The sequence below is a fragment of the uncultured Polaribacter sp. genome (assembly GCF_947503875.1).
Classification (GTDB): domain Bacteria; phylum Bacteroidota; class Bacteroidia; order Flavobacteriales; family Flavobacteriaceae; genus Polaribacter.
Map to the genome: position 1 here is coordinate 404,192 of NZ_CANNFH010000002.1, position 17,936 is coordinate 422,127.

Genomic DNA, 17,936 nt, shown 5'->3' on the forward strand with positions numbered 1-17,936 from the left:
TCCTTTCTCTTATTTTAGTCGGTAAAATAACTCACATGGTTAAAAATTTAGTAATAACTTGTTTGCTAGGAGCACTAGCTATAATTTCAGGTGCCTTTGGTGCGCATGCGCTAAAGGAAACACTTACATCTGCTCAGTTGTTAAGTTTTGAAACAGCAGTTCGTTACCAAATGTATCATGTTATTGTGTTGTTGTTTGTAAATACTTTTGCAGGTTTTTCTGTAAAACAGAAAAATTATATTAGTTACTTATTTTTCCTAGGTATTTTTTGTTTTTCAGGTTCTATATATTTAATCCAATTGACTAACATTGCTGCAAAATCAATTTGGTTTATAACACCTCTTGGTGGTTTGTTTTTTATAATTGGGTGGATTTTAATGGTTATATACTTTTTAAAGAAAAGAACTTTTAATTCGTAATATCGTAAAAAATAATACTTATTTACTTTTGTTTTAAAATATTATGTAATTTTGTTAAGACAAAGTAAAGAACATCTAAATTCATACCAATGATAGAATCAAATACGAAATCGATTTCGTTAGTCGATTTAGGAATCAAAAATGCAACTGTTCATTATCAATTAACTTCAGATGAACTGCATCAAGAAATTTTGTGTAAAAACCAAGGAGTGGAGTCTTCTTTAGGTGCAATAGCCATTAATACAGGAGAGTTTACAGGACGATCACCTAAAGATAGGTTTATTGTAAAAGATGAAATTACAAAAGATAAAGTTTGGTGGAGCGATATTAACATACCTTTTGCTGCTGATAAGTTTGATGCACTTTACACGAAAGTAACAAACTATTTATCTGAAAAAGAAATTTTTGTAAGAGATTCTTATGCTTGTGCAGATGAAAATTACAAATTAAACATTAGAGTTGTAAATGAATATCCTTGGAGCAATATGTTTGCTTACAATATGTTTTTAAGACCAACAGAAGAAGAACTAAAAGAGTTTTCTCCAGAATGGACAGTTATTAATGCGCCAGGTTTTATGGCAGATGCAGCAATTGATGGAACAAGACAACACAACTTTGCAATTTTAAATTTCACTAAAAAAATTGCTTTAATTGGTGGAACTGGTTATACAGGCGAAATAAAAAAAGGAATTTTTTCTGCTTTAAATTTTATTTTACCTGTTTACAAAAATACCTTACCAATGCATTGTTCGGCAAATGTTGGTAAAGAGGGCGATACTGCCATTTTCTTTGGACTTTCTGGAACAGGAAAAACAACACTTTCTACAGATCCAAATAGAAGTTTAATTGGTGATGATGAACATGGCTGGACTGCAGAAAACACTGTTTTTAATTTTGAAGGAGGTTGTTATGCAAAAGTGATTAACTTATCTGCAAAGCAGGAGCCAGAAATTTTTGGAGCTATTAAAAAAGGTGCAATTTTAGAAAACGTAGTTCTAGATAGAGATAATAATGTAGATTTTTCAGATACTTCTATTACGCAAAATACGAGAGTTAGTTATCCAATTTATCATATAGACAACATTCAAACACCTTCTATTGGTAAAAATCCAAAGAATATTTTCTTTTTAACAGCAGATGCATTTGGGGTTTTGCCTCCAATTTCTAAGTTAACTCCAAACCAAGCAGCATATCATTTTATTTCTGGTTACACGGCAAAAGTTGCAGGAACAGAAGCAGGAGTTAAAGAACCAACACCAAGTTTTTCAGCCTGTTTTGGTGCACCTTTTATGCCTTTACATCCCACAAAATATGGAGAAATGTTAAGCAAAAAAATGAAAGAAGCTGGTGTTAATGTTTGGTTGATAAATACAGGTTGGTCTGGTGGCCAATATGGAGTTGGTAGAAGAATGCCTTTAAAATATACAAGAGCAATGATTAACGCTGTTTTAAATGGCGATTTAGGTAGTTATAGATATGAAGATTATCATATTCATTCTGTTTTTGGATTGGCACAACCAAGAACTTGCCCTGGTGTGCCTACAGCGTTATTAAGTCCAAGATCAACTTGGAATAATGATGAAGAATATTATAAAACAGCCTTTAAATTATCAAACGCATTTAGACATAATTTCACACAATTTGAAGAAATTGCGAACGAAGATATTAGAAGAGGTGGTCCACAACGTTTTGCATTTTAAAAACAATAAAACTTATCTTTTTTTTAGTTTTTGATTTTGTGAAAAGTGAATTTTTGTTCACTTTTAATAAAACACCTCATTTTTGAGGTGTTTTTTATTTTTAGAAGTATATTTATTGAATTAATTCCTATTAATGTTGAAAAAATATTTCAAAAATATTGGTCCAGGAACTCTAGTTGCAGCCGCTTTTATTGGCCCAGGAACGGTTACACTTTGTACTTTGGCAGGTGTAAATTTTGGTTTTAATTTATTGTGGGCAATGTTATTGTCTATTATAGCAACTATTGTTTTACAAGAAATGGCTGCAAGATTGGGCATTATCTCTCAAAAAGGATTATCTTCAGTAATTAGAGAAGAGATAAAAACACCTTTTATAAGACAGTTTATTACTATTTTAATTTTAGCTGCTGTAGTTATTGGAAATGCTTCTTACGAAGCAGGAAATATAAGTGGAGGTATTTTAGGTTTGGAAAGTATTTTAGGAAATTATAGTTTTTCTTTAGGAGAAAATACAATAAACTTAATGAGTATTGTAATAGGAATTATTGCGTTTATATTGCTGTATATTGGAAATTATAAGTTTTTAGAAAAAGCATTAATTACGTTGGTTTTACTAATGAGTGTTTCTTTTGTAGCTACTGCAATTATAACAAAACCAAATATTTTAGCAATTTTAAATGGCTTGTTCGTTCCTAAATTTCCAGAGAAAAGTATTTTAACTATTATTGGTTTGGTGGGTACAACTGTGGTGCCTTATAATTTATTTTTACACGCTTCTTTAGTAAAAGAACGTTGGCAAAAAAAAGAAGATTTAAAATTTGCTAGAAAAGATACCATTGTTTCTATTATTCTTGGAGGTTTGGTTTCTATGGCAATTATAATTTCTGCAGCAGCTATACAAACTACAGATATTAAAAATGCAGCAGATTTGGCAAAAGGTTTGGCACCTTTGTATGGTAATTTTGCTAAATATTTTATGGGCTTAGGTTTGTTTGCAGCTGGTATAACTTCTGCAATTACAGCACCCTTGGCTGCTGCTTATGTGGCAAAAGGTTGTTTGGGATGGAGTGAAGGTTTAAAATCTAAAAAATTTAGATTTGTTTGGGTTTCCATTCTCTTTTTAGGTGTTTTATTTTCTTCTATAGGAATAAAACCGATTGAAATTATAAAGTTTGCACAAGTGGCAAATGGCATGTTATTACCAATTATAGCAGGAATTTTATTGTGGATTGTAAATAAAAAATCGGTTTTAGGAAGTTTTGTAAATACGAAAACACAAAACTTTTTAGGGTTTGTAATTTTAGTAATCGCTATTTTTTTAGGTGTAAAAGGTATTTTAAAAGTATTAAATTTTCCATAAATGTATATTGATATTAATTGTGATGTTGGAGAAGGAATTGCAAATGAATATTTGTTGTTTCCTTATATTTCTTCTTGTAATATTGCTTGTGGAGGTCATTTTGGTGATGTGAAATCAATTGATAAAACCATACAACTGGCAGTTAAAAATAATGTAAAAATAGGAGCACACCCTAGTTTTTCAGATTTTAAAAACTTTGGTAGAAAAGTGTTGCAAATTTCTGAACAAGAATTAAAAGCAAGTTTAGACTTTCAATTAGAATTATTTTTAGAGAGAATGGCGAACTTCAACCAGAAAATACATCATATAAAACCTCATGGGGCTTTGTATAATTTAATAGCTAAGGATAGAGGTGAAGCTGAAAAGTTTATCAGTATTACAAAAAAATACTTAAAAGATTGTTTTCTGTATGTTCCTTATAATTCAGAAATTGAAAAAGTTGCTTTAGAAAATCACATCAAAATTAAATATGAAGCTTTTGCAGATAGAAATTATAATACCAATTTAACTTTAGTGGCAAGAGCGGCTAAAAATGCAATTATAGAAGAGCCAAAAGACGTTTTAAATCATGTTTTAAATATGGTAACAAATAAAAAAGTAATCTCCATTTCTGGCGAAGAAAAAAATATTAAAGCATCTACTTTTTGTGTGCATGGAGATCATAAAAACTCAGTTGAAATTTTAAAATATTTAACTTCGCAATTAAAAATTAAAGGGATACAAGTTGCCAATTAAAATAACCTACAAACTTTATGGAGAAAAGGCAATTCTAATAGAATGGCAAAAAGAAATTAGCACAAAAATTTCTGAAGATATTTTAATGTTTGCCTCTAAAATTGAAACAAAAAAAGATATAAATATTGTAGATGTAATTGCTGCTTATAACTCGTTGACTATTATTTTTAAAGATAATATTCTAGATTTTGAAAAAGAAATACATCAATTAAAAACTATTTATAATTCAACAGTAAAAACTTTTAAAAAAGAGAATTTTATTTGGGAAATTCCCGTTTGTTACGATTTACAGTTTGGTATTGATTTGCAAGAAATGGAAAAAAAATCTGGTTTGTCAATTTCAGAAATTGTAAAACTACATTCAGAAAAATTGTATAGAGTTTATTTTATCGGTTTTTTACCTGGTTTTTTATATTTGGGAGGTTTGAACAAGCAATTATTTTTCGACAGAAAAGCAAATCCTAGATTAAAGGTTGCAAAAGGAGCAATTGCCATTGGCGGAAATCAAACAGGTGTTTACCCAACAGAAACTGCTGGTGGTTGGAATATTATAGGCAACAGTCCCGTTGATTTTTTTGACATCTCAAAAGAAAACCCCTGCTTTGCAAAACCCGGTGATTTTATAAATTTTAAAGCGATTTCCCTTTTAGAATATCAACATATAAAAAATAGTATTTATAAAAAGACATACACATTAAGTAAATATCCTGTAAAATGATTAAAGTTTTAAAAGCAGGTTTTTATACAACAATACAAGATAAAGGCAGGTTTGGCTTTGCTAATATTGGTGTGCCAATTTCTGGTGCTATGGATGCTTATGCTATGGATTTGGCCAATGCTATTTTAAATAATAATCTAAATTGTGCAGTACTAGAGCTTAATTTTTCGAATTGCAAATTTCAATTTTTAGAAACCACTACAATCTGTATTTCGGGCGCAGACTTTTCTCCTAAAATTAATGATACTCTTGTAAAACAAAATACGAGAATAGCTATACATAAAAATGATGTGTTAACTTTTGGAAAGATAAATTATGGAGCAAGAACTTATATAGCTGTTTTAGGAGGTTTAGCATCTGAAGTAAAGTTAAAAAGCAGGAGTATGTTTAAGTGCATTACAAAAATGAAAAAAATAGAAGATGGCACCATTTTACATTTTAAACAAAAAATGGAAAGCCCAGAATTATCTTATGCTTCTATTAAAGTACATAAAAATTATTTTGATGAAGGTTTATTAAATTGCTGTAAAGGACCAGAATTTAATTTGTTAACAGCGTTACAAAAAGAACAATTATTTGCAGAAAAATACACAATATCTAATGATATGAATAGAATGGGCTATCGTTTAAACGAAAGTTTACAAAACAATTTGTCCAGTATCATAACTTCTTCAGCTTTACCAGGAACAGTACAATTAACGCCATCAGGAAAACTAATTGTTTTAATGAAAGACTGCCAAGTTACAGGTGGTTACCCAAGAATATTACAATTAAAAGAATCTGCCCTAAATATTTTAGCTCAAAAAACAGTAGGTTGTAAAATACAGTTTTCTTTATAAATTAATATCAAATTCCTTCTGTTACTAAACTATTACCTCGTATGCTTATTGCTTTTTATTAATTGAAATAGCACAAAATACGTGTGAATAACAAATTAACAATTTAAAAATAGTATATCAAATATTTATCAGGAGTTTTAGTAGGATCATTATTAGGAGCAGGTTTTCAAAATGTGGTTTTGGGTTATGTTGCTGTTAGTCTGTTGTTTTTACTGTTTAGTTTTGTAGTTTTTTTGATGCGAAAAAAGATAGATACGCTCGTTATTGCTAAAGTTGCTGGTAAATTTATGAAATAAAGATTATCAAAAAACTATACAAGTAACGAGGAGCTAGAACTTGATTTAGAAAGAAAGGTTGCTTTAGAAGAATTAAAAGTTACAAAAACCGATTTTGATACTCAAATAAAGTCTTTAAATTCTGTAAGTACCATTTTAAAGTATGCGGGTAAATATGTTTTTTTATTTCTGATTAAAAAGTTCTTTAAATAAAAAAGAGACTATTAAAAAATAGTCCCTTTTTGTGCTAATATTATTACAATTACTTTTATGGTTGTGTTTTATTATTTAAAGCCATATTGTTTTTTGCTGAAGTAATTGTGTTTGTTCTTTCTGTATTTTTTACTGGGGTTACAATTTTTTTGTGAGTTTCAATCTTTACAAAGTCATTTTTGATTTGTGTTTTGCTATAATTTGTTACTCCTATATGCTCAGAAGAATGTTCATGTTTTAGATGTACTTCTTTTTTTAATTTTTTACCATGTTCATTAGCATCTGCATGACCACCCAATATTGGTGCAATTACCAAACCAATTAAACAAGTTAGTTTAATTAAAATATTCATAGATGGTCCAGAAGTATCTTTAAAAGGATCTCCAACAGTATCTCCAGTTACTGCAGCCTTATGAGCATCAGAACCTTTGTAGGTCATTTCTCCATTAATTTCTACACCAGCTTCAAAAGATTTCTTAGCATTATCCCAAGCACCACCTGCATTGTTTTGAAAAATAGCCCATAATACACCAGATACCGTAACACCAGCCATATAACCACCTAACATTTCTGCAATTGCTAATTTATCCATACCAAAAGCTAATGGTAAAAAGGCTATAATTAATGGGAAACCAATGGTTAATAAACCAGGAAGCATCATCTCTTTTAACGATGCTTGTGTAGAAATTGCCACACATTTGTCATATTCTGGTTTTCCTGTACCTTCCATAATACCAGGAATTGCTTTAAACTGTCTTCTTACTTCTTGTACCATTTCCATAGCAGCTTTACCAACCGCATTCATTGCTAAGGCAGAAAAAACTACAGGTACCATTCCACCTACAAATAACATCGCCAAAACAGGCGCTTTAAAAATATTAATTCCGTCTATTCCTGTAAAAGTTACATAGGCAGCAAATAAAGCTAAAGAAGTTAATGCAGCAGAAGCAATGGCAAAACCTTTACCAGTTGCTGCTGTTGTGTTTCCTACAGAATCTAAAATATCTGTACGTTCTCTTACAATTGGTTCTTGTTCACTCATTTCTGCAATACCACCAGCATTGTCAGAAATTGGTCCAAAAGCATCAATTGCCAATTGCATGGCTGTTGTTGCCATCATTGCAGAAGCTGCTAAAGCAACACCATAAAAACCAGCAAAAGCGTAAGAAGCCCAAATTGCACCTGCAAATAAAAGTACAGATGGGAAAGTAGAAATCATACCTGTAGCTAAACCTGCAATAATGTTGGTGCCTGCTCCTGTAGAAGATTGTTGTACTATTTTTAAAATTGGAGATTTTCCTAAACCTGTATAATATTCTGTAACTGAAGAAATAACTGCTCCAACTACTAAACCAACTAACGTGGCATAAAAAACACGAAGAGAAGAGATTTCTTGCAAGCCTTCACCAAAAAATTCCATTTGCATAGTTTCTGGTAACATCCAAGTTACTAAGCCTAAACAGGAAAGGCCAACAAGTACAATAGATGTCCAATTTCCTTTATTTAAAGCGCCCATTACCTGAGATTCTTTTGCTTGGTTATTTGAAATTTTCACAAGCATAGTACCAATTATAGAAATAATTATTCCTGCGCCAGCAATAGCCATTGGTAACAAAATTGGACCAATTCCACCAAAATCATCAGCAATACTTCCACCCATATCGCTTATTACATAATTTCCTAATACCATAGCTGCTAAAACTGTAGCAACATAAGAACCAAATAAATCTGCTCCCATACCAGCAACATCACCAACATTATCACCAACATTATCTGCAATTGTTGCAGGATTTCTTGGGTCGTCTTCTGGTATTCCAGCTTCTACTTTACCCACTAAATCTGCACCCACATCTGCAGCTTTTGTGTAAATACCACCACCAACTCTCGCAAATAAAGCAATAGATTCTGCGCCTAAAGAAAAACCAGCTAAAGTTTCTAGAACAATAGTCATATCCATGGTATTTGTCCATTCACTTCCCATAAAAAACCAAAAGAAGAAAATAAAGAATGCGGTTAAACCTAAAACGGCTAAACCTGCAACACCAAGACCCATTACTGTGCCACCACCAAAAGATATTTTTAGTGCGTTTGGTAAACTTGTTCTAGCAGCTTGGGTAGTTCTAACATTTGTTTTGGTGGCTATTTTCATACCAATATTTCCTGCGTAAGCAGAAAATACAGCTCCAAAAATAAAAGCAACTACTATTAGAATATGTGTGGTTGGTACTATAAAAGAAACCACGGCTAAGGCAATGCTCACTAATATAACAAAAACGGCTAATAATTTGTATTCTGCCCGTAAAAATGCGAGTGCTCCTTCATAAATGTAATCTGAAATTTCTTTCATTTTACCATCTCCTGCATCTTGCTTCATTACCCAAGATTGTTTAACCCACATGTAGATTAAACCTAAAATTGCCATTGCAATTGGCATCCAAATCATTAATGATCCCATATTTTTCTTATTATTTTAATTAGTATGGGTAAATGTAATAAAATCAAAGTAATAAAAAAAGCTACCTTTAATTAAAGATAGCTTATTTATTTAGTGTTTTATTGAGGATATCTCAATTATATGGTAAAGGTTCGTTTTTTCTTGTGTTCACTATTATCATAACGCTCTACACATTCGTGGTATATTTTAATGGCTTCAGCTGCATTTCCCCAACCACCAGTATCTACTTTTTTCTTTTCTAAGTCTTTATAAACCTTAAAAAAGTGTTCAATTTCTTTTAATCTATGAGGGTTTAAATCAGCAATATCTCCTTTTTTACTCCAAATGGGATCAGAAACAGGTACACAAATAATCTTTTCATCTGGTCCTTTTTCATCAGTCATATAAAAAACACCAATTGGTCTTACTTCCATTACAACCATTGGGTAAGTTGGTTGGTGTCCTAAAACTAAAACATCTAAAGGATCTGAATCTAGTGCTAAAGTTTCTGGTATAAATCCATAATCTCCAGGATACATCATAGATGAAAATAGCATTCTATCGAAACGAATTTTGTGTAAAGTAAAATCGTATTCGTATTTATTTCTGCTTCCTTTTGGGATTTCAATTAAAACGTCAAAAGTTAAATCTCCTTTTTGTTCTTCGCTCATATGTTCTTTTCTTTCTATTATTTATATTATAAAAGCAAAAGTAGTAAATCTATTGTGTATTTTATAATTTTAATCTTGTATTTGTATTGCGAATTTTAGAATAAGCAGAAAATAGAAATACAATAAAAAATCCTTTCTTCAACTAAGAAAAAAGGATTTTTAAAAATATATATTGTGAATTACTTATTTTACGTAAAGTACTTCTTTTACTGCTTTAACAACATCGTTTGCATTAGGTATCCAAGCTTCAAATAAAACTGGAGAATAAGGCGCAGGTACATCTGCAGTAGTTATTCTTTTAATTGGTGCGTCTAAATAATCAAAAGCTTCGTCTTGTATTCTGTATGTAATTTCTGAAGATACACTTGCAAAAGGCCAAGCTTCTTCTAAAATAACCAATCTATTTGTTTTCTTAACAGAAGTTAAAATAGCATCATGATCCATAGGTCTTACAGTTCTTAGATCTATAATTTCTACAGAAATATTTTCTTTAGCCAATTCATCAGCTGCTTTGTAAGCTTCTTTTATAATTTTACCAAAAGAAACGATGGTAACATCTGTACCTTCTCTTTTAATATCTGCAACTCCAATTGGTATAATGTATTCTCCCTCTGGAATTTCCATTTTATCACCATACATTTGTTCAGATTCCATAAAAATTACTGGATCGTCATCTCTAATAGCAGCTTTTAATAAACCTTTTGCATCGTAAGGATTAGAAGGTACAATAACCTTTAAACCAGGTGTGTTTGCAAACCAGTTTTCAAAAGCTTGCGAGTGTGTTGCACCTAATTGCCCAGCAGAAGCTGTAGGTCCTCTAAAAACAATTGGACAGTTAAATTGCCCACCAGACATTTGTCTAATTTTAGCGGCATTATTTATAATTTGATCAATTCCAACTAAAGAGAAATTAAAAGTCATATACTCTACAATGGGTCTATTACCATTCATGGCAGAACCAATTGCAATACCTGCAAAACCTAGCTCAGCAATAGGAGTATCTATAACTCTCTTTTCGCCAAACTCATCTAACATTCCCTTACTGGCTTTGTAAGCTCCATTATATTCTGCAACTTCTTCACCCATTAAATAAATGCTTTCGTCTCTTCGCATTTCTTCGCTCATTGCCTCGCAAATGGCTTCTCTAAATTGAACTGTTTTCATTGAATCTAAGTTGTTGTTAATTTTAGTTCACAAAAGTAAGCATTTTAAACCTAAAATTTATACTTAAAAGTTACATTAGTTAAACTTTTTAAATTCTTTAAAATCGCTAAAAATACTTTGTGTATTATCAATTTTAAACCCTTTAATTTTAGAAACATCTAAAATACTATGAAATAGAAAATCTGTAGTAAATTTTTGCTGTTGATTAGAGATAACATTTTTAACGATTAAAGGGTTCTTATTTTTAAAATTTTCTGAATACCAAACTAACATGGCAGGGTTTTCTGAAGCATTATTTTTTTGAGCATGAAACCACTGCCCATTTTCGCCTAGAATTTCGCCATGATCAGAAAGGTAAATTAGTAAGGTTTCTTTTGACGATTTTTTTAATTCTTCAATTAATTCATTTAAAAAATAATCTAGGTATAGAATTGTATTGTCATAAGAATTTATAAGTTGTTCTTTAGATAAGGAACCTACATATTTACTATTGGTAATTGGTGTAAATTTTTCAAATTCTTTTGTATACTTACTATTGTAGTACCAGTGACTACCAATCATATGAATTGTAGATAGTCTGTTTTTATGGTTTGTGTTATGAAGGCTAAACTGTTCTAATAGCGCTAGATCTTTCTTTTTTTTGAAACTTAAAACAGAGTGAAACTGATCTATAATAGTTACTTTTTTATTTGTTTTTACAATTGCTTCGTAGCTTTTTTCTAAGGTCTGATTTCCAATCCAATCTGTGTAAAAATCAGCTTTATTTAGTATGGAGTACACACTATAAAATGACGTTTTTGAAATGTCTGTAGTTGCTTTATTGGTTAAAATTTGCGGAACACTTACAGCTGTGTAAGTTAAAGGCGTATAAATATTTTTAAAGCTAACAATATTTTCTTGTAAAGAAAGTAAAGGTGTTGTATTTCTGTAATATCCATTAAGAGTTAAATGATCTGCTCTAACAGATTCTCCCAAAACAAAGATAATATGAAGGTTTTCTTTAGCTCCAGTTATGTTATTTTCAGGTTCTTTTAATCGAATTTCCGGTTTAGTAAGGTAATTTTTTACCGAAACAAAACTGTTATATGGTAATTTTCTTTTTAAAACTCCAAAACGGTAGTTTTCTGCAATAAAAAAAGAGATAATAGCAACTATTGCTATTAAAAAAAGAGGCGATTTTATATTGTTTAGTTGTAGTTTTTGAAACCTTTTCATTAAAAAAAACGAAACTAGAAAAGCTGAAATCACATAAATTACAAAAGGAAAACTAAGTGTATCTATAGCAATATCTAATTTTGTTTCTAAAATTGCTTGAATAATGCTAGACTCTAGTGTAATATCTTGTGTATATACCCAAAAAGCTAGTGCAGATAGCGTGCTAAACAATATTGGGAAGGTGAACTTAAATAGCGTTTTAAAGAGAGTGTAAACGTAAATAAAACCAAAAATAGTAAACTGTAATATCACAAAATGAATACAATATACAAGCACTCCTTTTGTGCTTCCAAATGGAATATGAATATACGAGGCTGCACTAATAAAAAAAGCGATTATTATATTTAAGAGTATATGAAAAGTAAATTCGTGTTTGTATTTATTTATTTTTTCCATTTAAAATGGGAATATATCTGTTAATAAAAATAAGAATTGGGTACATTATAATAAGTTGTGCAAAGGTTAAAATCACTTTTTCAAATTCTGTAAAATTAAAAATAGAAATTCCTAAAATTAGAAAGAAAAAAAGTTTTATAACACTTAAAGCTCTAGCTTGCAAGGCTAGTATAGGTATTGTGTTTTTTCCTAAAAAAGCTAAAAATTTTAATTGTGTAAAGTTTTTAAAAAAAGAAGCCCAAAAAAGAAAACCAACAAGGCTATTTACTAAAAATAAGATTTCGTTACTGTAAATAGACCTATACATATCTATTTTTTGTAATAAAAATATAGAGACTAACGCGTGTAGTACGCCAAGTATTAGTAAAGCATATTTGTTTTTAATTTTTTTAGAGATAATAAAATCTGTAGTATAAAATCCAAAACTATAAAAGAAAAGAGAAACCAAAGCCACATCTAAACTCCAAATTAAATAAAGATTATAATAGTTTGCAATTAAAAAACCCAAAATAATACTTGCAACTAGAACACCATGTTGTAAATACTTGTTTTTACATTTTAAAATAAAACCAAAAAATAAAAATGTTAAAAATATTGTTGGTAAAAACCACATGGGTATTCCCCAATTCATGTAATTAATATCTCCTTGAGAGAAGAAAATACCAATAAAGTTTTCGGTAATTGATAAATCTAAAAGAGCAGATTCCCCAAATTTTCTACCAAGTATTAACCAAAATCCAAATAAAAAAAAACTCCACAAAAAGTAAGGAATTAGAATTTGTTTTGCCCTTTTTTTAATAATGGCATTATCCATTTTTTCCGGATGAAATAAGCCTGCAACAATAAAAAACAAAGGCATATGAAAACTATAAATATAATCTTCTAATACAGGAAAATTGTGGCCATATACCATTAAAAGAATACCGAAACCTTTTAATTGGTCTAACCAATTTATTCTATTGTTTGTAGTTTTTTGTTTTAAAAGCAAGTTGTGTTTTTTAGATATACGCAATTAAAAGACAATATTAATCATTCTAAAATTAAAGGTAAACTAAACGAGTATTTGTTAAATAATTTAAAATTTACTATGCATGCATAGTAAATTTTAAAAAAAAGCCGTAATTTCGTTGTTAGAAACGTAAATAAAAATCAATTTATGAAAATATTAGTTTGTATTAGCCATGTTCCTGATACCACTTCCAAAATAAATTTTACCAATAATAATGCCGAGTTTGACAAGAATGGTGTACAGTTTGTAATTAACCCTTATGACGAATTTTGCCTTACAAGAGCAATGTGGTTTAAGGAAAAGCAAGGCGCTACAGTAACAGTGGTAAATATTGGTGGTGCAGAAACAGAACCTACTTTAAGAAAAGCATTAGCTATTGGCGCAGATGATGCTATAAGAGTTAATGCAGAGGCTACAGATGGTTTTTCAGTAGCAAAAGAATTGGCAGCTGTTGTAAAAAATGGTAGTTACGATTTAGTTTTGGCAGGTAAAGAATCTGCAGATTATAACGGACAAATGGTGCCAGGTATGTTAGCAGGTTTGGTAGATTATAACTTTGTAAACGGTTGTGTAGCTGTTGAAGTTGAAGATAAAAATGTAACTGCCAAAAGAGAAATAGATGGTGGTAATGAAACTTTATCTACAAATTTACCTTTGGTAGTTGGTGGGCAAAAAGGTATTGTAGAAGAAAAAGATTTGCGCATACCAAACATGAGAGGTATCATGATGGCGCGTAAAAAACCTTTACAAGTTATAGAACCAGTTAATGCAAACGCAACCACAAGTATTTCATCATTTGAAAAACCAGCACCAAAAGGAGCCGTAAAGTTAGTAGATGCAAATAATTTAGATGAACTAATTAACCTTTTGCATAATGAAGCTAAAGTAATTTAATCTTTTATTAAATTATGCTGAACGCACTTCAGCAGATAAAGATTTAGAAACAAATGTAATTTGATTCTTAATCGGTTTTGAAAATTAAAATAACAAGATTCTGAAACTAGTTTCAGCATTAAAAAAATAAAAAATATGTCAGTTTTAGTATATGCAGACGCAACAGAAGGTACTTTTAAAAAATCTGCTTTTGAAGTAGTTTCTTACGGAAAAAAAGTTGCCGAACAATTAGGTAGTAATTTAGTTGTTGTAACTATAAATGCAAACAACACCTCAGATTTATACACTTACGGAGCAGAAAAGGTAGTAAACATTTCTAATGAAGCCTTAACCACTTTTAATGCCAAAGGATATGCAGATGTTATAACTCAAGTAGCTAAAAAAGAAACAGCAAACACGGTAATTGTAGACTCTAGTATAGATGGTTTGTACTTGGCACCTTTTGTAGCTGTAAATTTAGAAGCAGGTTATGCATCAAATACAGTTGCAGCACCTTCTAGCACAGCACCTTTTACAGTTAAAAGAAAAGCTTTTTCTAATAAAGCCTTTTCTAATACTGTAATTGCAACAGAAAATAAAGTGATTGGTTTGGCTAAAAATTCTTTTGGTATTCATGAAAACCCAGTAGGAGGAACCACAGAAAATTTTGATGCAGAAATTACCACTACAGGTGTAAAATCAGAAAATATTGAAAGGGTAACAGGCAAAGTAACTATTGCAGATGCAGATGTTGTAGTCTCTGCAGGTAGAGGTTTAAAAGGACCAGAAAATTGGGCGATGGTAGAAGAGTTGGCAGGTGTTTTAAACGCTGCAACCGCCTGTTCTAAACCCGTTTCAGATTTAGGTTGGCGTCCTCATGGAGAGCATGTTGGGCAAACAGGTAAACCAGTTGCTTCTAATTTATATATTGCCATTGGTATTTCTGGTGCAATACAGCATTTAGCAGGTATAAATGCCTCTAAAGTAAAAGTTGTTGTAAACACAGATCCTGAAGCACCCTTTTTTAAAGCCGCAGATTATGGAGTTGTAGGAGACGCTTTTGAAGTAATCCCACAACTTATTGAGAAATTAAAAGCCTTTAAAGCCGCTTAAAATAAAAACAATCTTTTGGGCGTGCCCAAATTATTTTAAATAGTACATTTTAATAAGCCTATTATAACATAAAATATAATAGGCTTATTTATGCAATTTAGTTTTTAATCAAAATAATTTCGTCAGGCTTAAACCTTTGTTGAGCTTGTCGAAACAACACTCGCTTTACCCTAAAAAGTGTAAGAGCTCAAACAAAGGTTTAATGCTTCACGCGGGCTTTCGTCATTTTTTTAAAATTATTTCAATAGATATATCATTAATCACTATTTATTTTTTAGTAAATTGTGCGCTTAAAATAATAGCAACTTAAGCTATTTTATTTTGTAACAAAATATATGAGTTTAATACAACTAAACATTAAGGGAATCTCTTACAGCCAAACACAAAGCGGTGCATATGCTTTGGTTTTAAGTGAAATAGAAGGTTCTAGAACATTACCAATTATTATTGGTGCATTTGAAGCACAATCTATAGCAATTGCTTTAGAAAAAGAAATAAGACCACCAAGACCCTTAACACACGATTTGTTTAAAACATTTTCAGACCGTTTTGCAATACAAATTAAAGAGGTAATTATTCATAAATTAGTAGACGGTGTTTTCTTTTCTAGTTTGGTATGTGAAAAAGATGGAGATGAAGAGGTAATAGACACTAGAACGTCAGATGCTATTGCAATAGCAGTTCGTTTTCAGGCACCAATTTACACTTACGAAAATATTTTAGATAAAGCCGGAGTTTATTTAAAAGTAGAAGAAGAATTAGATTTAAATAACCCATCAGAACAAGAGGAAGAGGTATCTGCTGCAATAGAAACAATTTTAGACACAGATAACCCTGCACCTTATGCAAAGCTTTCTATGCAAGATTTAAATGAAAAATTAAATAAAGCAGTTACCGATGAAAATTACGAATTAGCTGCAAAAATTAGGGATGAAATTAGCAAACGTTCTTAAAAAATAGCAACATGAAAAAAAAATTCGTCCTACTTTTTTGCTTGGTGTTTACGCAGTTTTTTGCTCAAGATTTGGAGCAAGATTGGTTAGTAAACTCAGTAATTAAGGCAGGAGATATTTCTAGTATAGATCAAGAAAAACCACCAGTATTTTCATTTTCCAATGGTAATTTTGAGTATCCAACATTTGGAGATCATAAAAGAGCAAGTGGGTCTTACATACGTCAGAATAATTTACTTATTTTAAATTTTTTACAGCCAAAACAGCAATTAAAATATTTAAATATTGTTTCCTTAAATGATGCTAATTTAATATTATCAGAAGGAGATACTATCTACAATTTAAAATCTCAGGTATATGTTAAAAGTACAATACCAGAAACCAAAGTAGCACAAAAAGAAAATCTACAAGTAGAGAAAGAGGAAGCAAAATTAGAAGCTGATAAACTAAAGAATACTGCAGAAATAAGACCAAGTGCAGGTTTTAGTATGCGTACTTTGTGGAGAGGTGTATTAGGAATGTTTTCTTTAATTATAATTGCTTTTTTGTTTAGTGCCAATAGAAAAGCTATAGATTGGAAAAAAGTAGGTATAGGTTTAGCCTTGCAATTAATTATAGCTGTAGGTGTTTTAAAAATATCATTTGTACAAAAAGCGTTTGAGCTTGTAGGAAAACTTTTTATAGAGATTTTAGAATATACAAAAGCGGGTAGTAAATTCTTATTTGACGGCCTAATTGCAGATATGGATACTTTTGGTTACATTTTTGCTTTTCAAGTATTACCAACCATTATATTTTTCTCTGCATTAACATCTTTATTATTTTATTTAGGTATTATTCAGTGGATTGTAAAGATATTAGCCATTGGTTTGTCTAAGTTTTTGGGTATTTCTGGTATGGAAAGTTTATCTGTAGCAGGTAATATTTTCTTAGGTCAAACAGAAGCACCATTATTAATTAAGGCGTATTTAGAAAAAATGAATAAGTCGGAAATGTTATTGGTGATGATTGGTGGAATGGCCACTGTTGCTGGTGCAGTTTTAGCAGCTTATATTGGTTTTTTAGGTGGTGGAGACAAGGCGCTAGAATTGGTTTTTGCAAAACACTTATTGGCAGCTTCTGTTATGGCAGCACCTGGTGCAATTGTAATAGCTAAAATTTTATATCCTCAAACGGAAAAAGTGAATACAGACGTTAGCGTTTCTCAAGAAAAAATTGGGTCTAATATACTAGATGCTATTGCAAATGGTACAACAGAAGGTTTGCGTTTGGCGGTTAATGTTGGTGCAATGTTACTAGTTTTTGTTGCAGTAATTGCCATGATAAATGGTGGTTTAGGTCTTATTGGAGACCTAACTTCTTTAAACGAAATAATTGTAGCAAATACAAGATATGAAAAGCTTTCTTTAGAATTTTTATTGGGCTATGCTTTTGCACCATTAATGTGGTTAATTGGTGTGCCAACTGTAGATATGACTTTAATGGGGCAGCTTTTAGGTATTAAATTAGCGGCTAGTGAATTTATAGGCTACATTCAGCTAGCAGAACTTAAAGATGTTGCTAATGCAACGCATTTAACCTATAATAAATCGGTAATTATGGCCACTTACATGCTTTGTGGTTTTGCAAATTTTGCATCTATAGGTATACAAATTGGTGGTATTGGTTCTTTAGCACCCGGCCAACGTAAAACCTTATCAGAATTTGGCATAAAAGCCTTAATAGGCGGTACAATTGCCTCTTTAATGTCTGCAACTATTGCAGGGATGATTATTGGTTAATATCCCCATTGTCTTTCAGACATTTCACCAAAGGGGAAAAAGTTAATAACCTATTGATAAATTATGGT

General features: G+C 30.8%; 15 protein-coding genes. 10 read left to right on the forward strand and 5 right to left on the reverse strand.

Annotation, left to right across the window (positions count from 1 at the left end):
* The first annotated feature begins 35 nt into the window (after nt 1-35).
* The 6 genes from Q0684_RS04190 (at nt 36) to Q0684_RS04215 (ending at nt 5,771) form a co-directional block, all read left to right on the forward strand.
* The gene (locus Q0684_RS04190) at nt 36-419 is read left to right on the forward strand and encodes a DUF423 domain-containing protein (RefSeq protein ID WP_299012791.1); all 384 of its coding nucleotides are present in this window, start codon (nt 36-38) and stop codon (nt 417-419) included.
* 89 nt (nt 420-508) lie between these two features.
* Nucleotides 509-2,119: a phosphoenolpyruvate carboxykinase (ATP) gene (gene pckA / locus Q0684_RS04195; protein ID WP_299012793.1), complete on the forward strand. Its 1,611-nt coding sequence runs from the start codon at nt 509-511 to the stop codon at nt 2,117-2,119.
* A gap of 133 nt (nt 2,120-2,252) precedes the next feature.
* A complete protein-coding gene (locus tag Q0684_RS04200; RefSeq protein ID WP_299012795.1) occupies nt 2,253-3,479 on the forward strand; it encodes an Nramp family divalent metal transporter in 1,227 nt (408 codons plus the stop codon).
* Nucleotides 3,480-4,214: a 5-oxoprolinase subunit PxpA gene (gene pxpA / locus Q0684_RS04205; protein ID WP_299012798.1), complete on the forward strand. Its 735-nt coding sequence runs from the start codon at nt 3,480-3,482 to the stop codon at nt 4,212-4,214. It begins immediately after the preceding gene.
* Complete coding sequence (gene pxpB, locus Q0684_RS04210) at nt 4,204-4,932, forward strand: 5-oxoprolinase subunit PxpB (protein WP_299012799.1); 729 nt, start codon at nt 4,204-4,206, stop codon at nt 4,930-4,932. Before pxpA ends, pxpB begins: the two co-directional genes overlap by 11 nt.
* Complete coding sequence (locus Q0684_RS04215) at nt 4,929-5,771, forward strand: biotin-dependent carboxyltransferase family protein (protein ID WP_299012802.1); 843 nt, start codon at nt 4,929-4,931, stop codon at nt 5,769-5,771. The genes pxpB and Q0684_RS04215 overlap by 4 nt, the downstream gene beginning before the upstream one ends.
* 543 nt (nt 5,772-6,314) lie before the next feature.
* Here Q0684_RS04215 and Q0684_RS04220 read toward each other — a convergent pair.
* The 5 genes from Q0684_RS04220 to Q0684_RS04240 all read right to left on the reverse strand — a co-directional run bounded on the left by Q0684_RS04220 (nt 6,315) and on the right by Q0684_RS04240 (nt 13,127).
* Nucleotides 6,315-8,714, reverse strand: a complete 2,400-nt coding sequence (locus Q0684_RS04220; RefSeq protein WP_299012804.1) for a sodium-translocating pyrophosphatase — start codon at nt 8,712-8,714, stop codon at nt 6,315-6,317.
* Between the two features lie 116 nt (nt 8,715-8,830).
* Nucleotides 8,831-9,364: an inorganic diphosphatase gene (locus Q0684_RS04225; RefSeq protein ID WP_299012806.1), complete on the reverse strand. Its 534-nt coding sequence runs from the start codon at nt 9,362-9,364 to the stop codon at nt 8,831-8,833.
* Between the two features lie 183 nt (nt 9,365-9,547).
* Nucleotides 9,548-10,528 carry a pyruvate dehydrogenase complex E1 component subunit beta gene (locus Q0684_RS04230; protein ID WP_299012808.1) on the reverse strand — a complete coding sequence of 327 codons (981 nt, stop codon included), beginning with the start codon at nt 10,526-10,528 and terminating at the stop codon, nt 9,548-9,550.
* Between the two features lie 75 nt (nt 10,529-10,603).
* The gene (locus tag Q0684_RS04235; protein ID WP_299012810.1) at nt 10,604-12,139 is read right to left on the reverse strand and encodes a phosphoethanolamine transferase; all 1,536 of its coding nucleotides are present in this window, start codon (nt 12,137-12,139) and stop codon (nt 10,604-10,606) included.
* On the reverse strand, nt 12,123-13,127 hold the full coding sequence (locus Q0684_RS04240) for an acyltransferase family protein (protein WP_299012813.1): 1,005 nt from the start codon (nt 13,125-13,127) through the stop codon (nt 12,123-12,125). The genes Q0684_RS04235 and Q0684_RS04240 overlap by 17 nt, the downstream gene beginning before the upstream one ends.
* A gap of 168 nt (nt 13,128-13,295) precedes the next feature.
* Between Q0684_RS04240 and Q0684_RS04245 the strand changes: the two genes are divergently transcribed.
* The 4 genes from Q0684_RS04245 to Q0684_RS04260 all read left to right on the forward strand — a co-directional run bounded on the left by Q0684_RS04245 (nt 13,296) and on the right by Q0684_RS04260 (nt 17,868).
* On the forward strand, nt 13,296-14,042 hold the full coding sequence (locus Q0684_RS04245) for an electron transfer flavoprotein subunit beta/FixA family protein (protein WP_299012816.1): 747 nt from the start codon (nt 13,296-13,298) through the stop codon (nt 14,040-14,042).
* A gap of 135 nt (nt 14,043-14,177) precedes the next feature.
* The gene (locus Q0684_RS04250; protein WP_299012818.1) at nt 14,178-15,134 is read left to right on the forward strand and encodes an electron transfer flavoprotein subunit alpha/FixB family protein; all 957 of its coding nucleotides are present in this window, start codon (nt 14,178-14,180) and stop codon (nt 15,132-15,134) included.
* Between the two features lie 335 nt (nt 15,135-15,469).
* Nucleotides 15,470-16,087: a bifunctional nuclease family protein gene (locus Q0684_RS04255; RefSeq protein ID WP_299012820.1), complete on the forward strand. Its 618-nt coding sequence runs from the start codon at nt 15,470-15,472 to the stop codon at nt 16,085-16,087.
* 11 nt (nt 16,088-16,098) lie between these two features.
* Nucleotides 16,099-17,868, forward strand: coding sequence for a nucleoside transporter C-terminal domain-containing protein (locus Q0684_RS04260; protein WP_299012822.1), 1,770 nt, complete (start codon nt 16,099-16,101; stop codon nt 17,866-17,868).
* Nucleotides 17,869-17,936: the final 68 nt, after the last annotated feature.

Bases quoted from the DNA above. Each gene is read 5' to 3' on its own strand.
- Q0684_RS04260 (WP_299012822.1), top strand. From the start codon at position 16,099: ATGAAAAAAAAATTCGTCCTACTTTTTTGCTTGGTGTTTACGCAGTTT.
- Q0684_RS04215 (WP_299012802.1), top strand. From the start codon at position 4,929: ATGATTAAAGTTTTAAAAGCAGGTTTTTATACAACAATACAAGATAAA.
- Q0684_RS04255 (WP_299012820.1), top strand. From the start codon at position 15,470: ATGAGTTTAATACAACTAAACATTAAGGGAATCTCTTACAGCCAAACA.
- Q0684_RS04230 (WP_299012808.1), bottom strand. From the start codon at position 10,528: ATGAAAACAGTTCAATTTAGAGAAGCCATTTGCGAGGCAATGAGCGAA.
- Q0684_RS04190 (WP_299012791.1), top strand. From the start codon at position 36: ATGGTTAAAAATTTAGTAATAACTTGTTTGCTAGGAGCACTAGCTATA.
- Q0684_RS04200 (WP_299012795.1), top strand. From the start codon at position 2,253: ATGTTGAAAAAATATTTCAAAAATATTGGTCCAGGAACTCTAGTTGCA.
- pckA (WP_299012793.1), top strand. From the start codon at position 509: ATGATAGAATCAAATACGAAATCGATTTCGTTAGTCGATTTAGGAATC.
- Q0684_RS04225 (WP_299012806.1), bottom strand. From the start codon at position 9,364: ATGAGCGAAGAACAAAAAGGAGATTTAACTTTTGACGTTTTAATTGAA.
- Q0684_RS04250 (WP_299012818.1), top strand. From the start codon at position 14,178: ATGTCAGTTTTAGTATATGCAGACGCAACAGAAGGTACTTTTAAAAAA.
- Q0684_RS04235 (WP_299012810.1), bottom strand. From the start codon at position 12,139: ATGGAAAAAATAAATAAATACAAACACGAATTTACTTTTCATATACTC.
- Q0684_RS04220 (WP_299012804.1), bottom strand. From the start codon at position 8,714: ATGGGATCATTAATGATTTGGATGCCAATTGCAATGGCAATTTTAGGT.
- pxpA (WP_299012798.1), top strand. From the start codon at position 3,480: ATGTATATTGATATTAATTGTGATGTTGGAGAAGGAATTGCAAATGAA.
- Q0684_RS04245 (WP_299012816.1), top strand. From the start codon at position 13,296: ATGAAAATATTAGTTTGTATTAGCCATGTTCCTGATACCACTTCCAAA.